At 54.7% G+C, this 2600-nt stretch carries 1 protein-coding gene and 1 pseudogene; both read left to right on the top strand.

The window, feature by feature from the left end; all coding sequences use genetic code 11:
• Positions 1-1428: pseudogene (locus HMPREF2894_RS09185) on the top strand (hypothetical protein); the annotation flags it as partial.
• A gap of 14 nt (positions 1429-1442) precedes the next feature.
• Positions 1443-2306 carry a hypothetical protein gene (locus tag HMPREF2894_RS03000; protein WP_070677732.1) on the top strand — a complete coding sequence of 288 codons (864 nt, stop codon included), beginning with the start codon at positions 1443-1445 and terminating at the stop codon, positions 2304-2306.
• Positions 2307-2600 lie beyond the last annotated feature (294 nt).

The following is a 2600-nucleotide window of genomic DNA, read 5'->3' on the forward strand; positions in this document are numbered from 1 at the left end:
CGTGTGCTTGCTGCCGGTGGTGCGCCTGCTGGTGCACCCGAGTTTGGCGTACCCTCAACCGGTGCTCGCGCTAATGCTGGTGCCGGTGCTGGTTCTGTGGCTGGTTTTGATGCTTCGGTGATGCACCCGCTGGTGTGGGACGAGAATTCGTTCGTTCCGCGTGTGCTGGGTGTGGGCGGCTCGTCGATGCCTTCTGTGGGTTCGCTGGTTCCTGGTGCTGGTTCTGGTGCTGGCCTGTTGGATCCGTATGGTTGGGCTTCTTTGGGTGTTGCTGCCCCTGCTGTGCCGTCTGCTCAGGGCGCTTCTGCTACTGGTGGTGCGCCTGTGTTGCCGGATTCGCTGGTTGGTGTTTCTGCGGCTTCGGGCCTGGTGCTGGGTGCTTCTGGTTTTGAGGTGTTGGGTGCTCGCGTGGTGGATTCGCGTGTGGGCCGTTTTACCGCGCCTGATCCTTTGGCTGCGCCTGTGGGTGCTGGTTGGGGTGCTGACCCGTTCTCGTTGGTGGGTGGTAATCCGGTTTCTTTGGTGGATCCGTGGGGTTTGTCGCCGGTGTCGGTGGAGGACTTCAATAAGTATCGTGAGCAGAAAGCATCTTCTGGTATTACCGGTTGGGTCAAGAGGACAGCTTTAGGTGTCGCAAATAAAGCTAGCGAAATCTGGCAGGATGCAAAGGATCTGTGGGGTAAGGTAAAGGCGGAAGCGAAGGCTGCCTGGAACGATCCCAAGAAATGGCTATGGGAGAATAAAGCATATATTGGCGGTGCCTTCTTGTTTGGTGCTGGAATGCTTATAGGTACTCTATCTGTTGCTGGTGGTCCTCTTACTATGGTCCTGGTAGGTGGCTTGGCTGGGGCGGTTTCTAGTGCCGGCATGTCTATGATGACTCAAAAGGCACAGAAGGGATCTGTGGACATGGGGGAGATGCTGAAGGACGCAGCGATTGGTGCCGTAGTTGGTGGTATTACCGGTGGTATTGGTGGTCGTATCGTGGCTAGTGCTAAGAATATCGCCGGGGTGGTTACGAAACCTAAGCCGTCGGCGGAGTTCGTAGCCCGAGTGACTGATTGGAAGTGGGCAAATAACCTGATCCGTAAGGCTGTCGACTATAAGCCTTGGACCAGCTTGAAGGGAACCTCAGGGGTTGCCGATGATGTAGCCATGATGGCTCCTGCACGTGAAACTAAGGAGTTCTTTTCGAAGCAGGTCGCACGACTCATGGCACCGGGTCAGCATAAGGCAATATTTTCTTCCGGTTGGTGGCACAATCAGGCTGTAACGCAGCTAACCACTTCGCAACCGCTTAAGCATACTGTTAAGTATGCAGTGAAACATACGGTAAATAATTTTGTGCCTGCATTGTCTGCTGGGGTAACGTCATTCCGACATCAAGTCGAGGAGGATTCACACAACCAGGAAAATGGGAATGGGTAAATGAAAGGAGTAGGGTGCGTATTTTCTTTGAAACCTTAAGAGTGCTGTGGCTTATTTGCCTCTGGTTCGCCTTTATCTTCATGGCCCTTGCATCACTAGGGATGAGTGTTATTGACGTTTGGCCGTGGGGCGCGATGTTCTTCGTTGCAGGTCCTATAGGCCTCTCAGCCATAGATACGGTGCGTAGTAAAAGCTACGGCTATGAAGCAAATGGCGGTCTCTTCCACCACTTCTTTATCTTCGTTCACTCCATCAGCGCAGTGGGCTTGATTGTACTGACGGTTCTAACCGCTTTTGGGGTACTGCGCACTGCGGATGCAATGCTGTGGACCCCTGAGACGAACTTCGCTTCCTGGTACATGGTTGGCGGGCTAATCATCGCCTTCGTCCTCATCCAGCGCATCGAGCCTAATGACGATATTCCTGACCTGCAGCGCATGGAACAGATGAATAGGTACTCAACCCGAGTGGGCGTTATATCAGCGGCTATTTTCACGGTTCTGTGCCTTGTGGTTCCCCTGACCAGTTTCATGACCTCAGGTTACGATCCGGCGGCTCTGGCGGTTGCACTCTTCCTGACCCCGGGGTTCCTGCGTGTTGTGCGCGAGGGTCTCTTCTACCTGCAGAGCACTCGCTTTGAGGAGGGAACCGAGGGGTACCGTACCCTGCGTGCCGTGTGCGTCGGCGTGGCTGGTTTGGCGGGGTGTATTGCGCTCGGATACCTGGGCTATTCGCTGGTTCGTCTGGAGTTGCTGCCTGCGCTGTTCTTTGCTGCCTCGGTAGCGATGAATGGGTGGTCGGTGAAGAAGTACGTCACCGTGGGCATCACCATTCCTGAGAAGGAAGATGATGAAGCCCCCAAGACCATAGCTGACTAAATAGAATATGCAAGAAGCCCCTGGGCTGAGAGACCATCTCTCAGCCTAGGGGCCTTCTGCATGCCCTCGGCGGCTCACCTGAGCACCACCACCACCCGTTGGTGAATGGTCGCCTGGTCTTGACCCGGGCCTTGCGCCTAGTTATCCTTCTGGTCGGTTAGCCCGTAGAGCATCATGTTGCTCTATATTTCCGCCTATCAGAGCTTTTTATCTGCATAGAGTATTCTTGGGGAAGGTATGCCACCTGCGGGTGGCGTGCTTCCGGATATTCACCAACCACACGAAACGAGAACC

The sequence above is a fragment of the Rothia sp. HMSC066G02 genome (assembly GCF_001813145.1).
In the GTDB taxonomy this organism is placed as follows: Bacteria; Actinomycetota; Actinomycetes; order Actinomycetales; family Micrococcaceae; genus Rothia.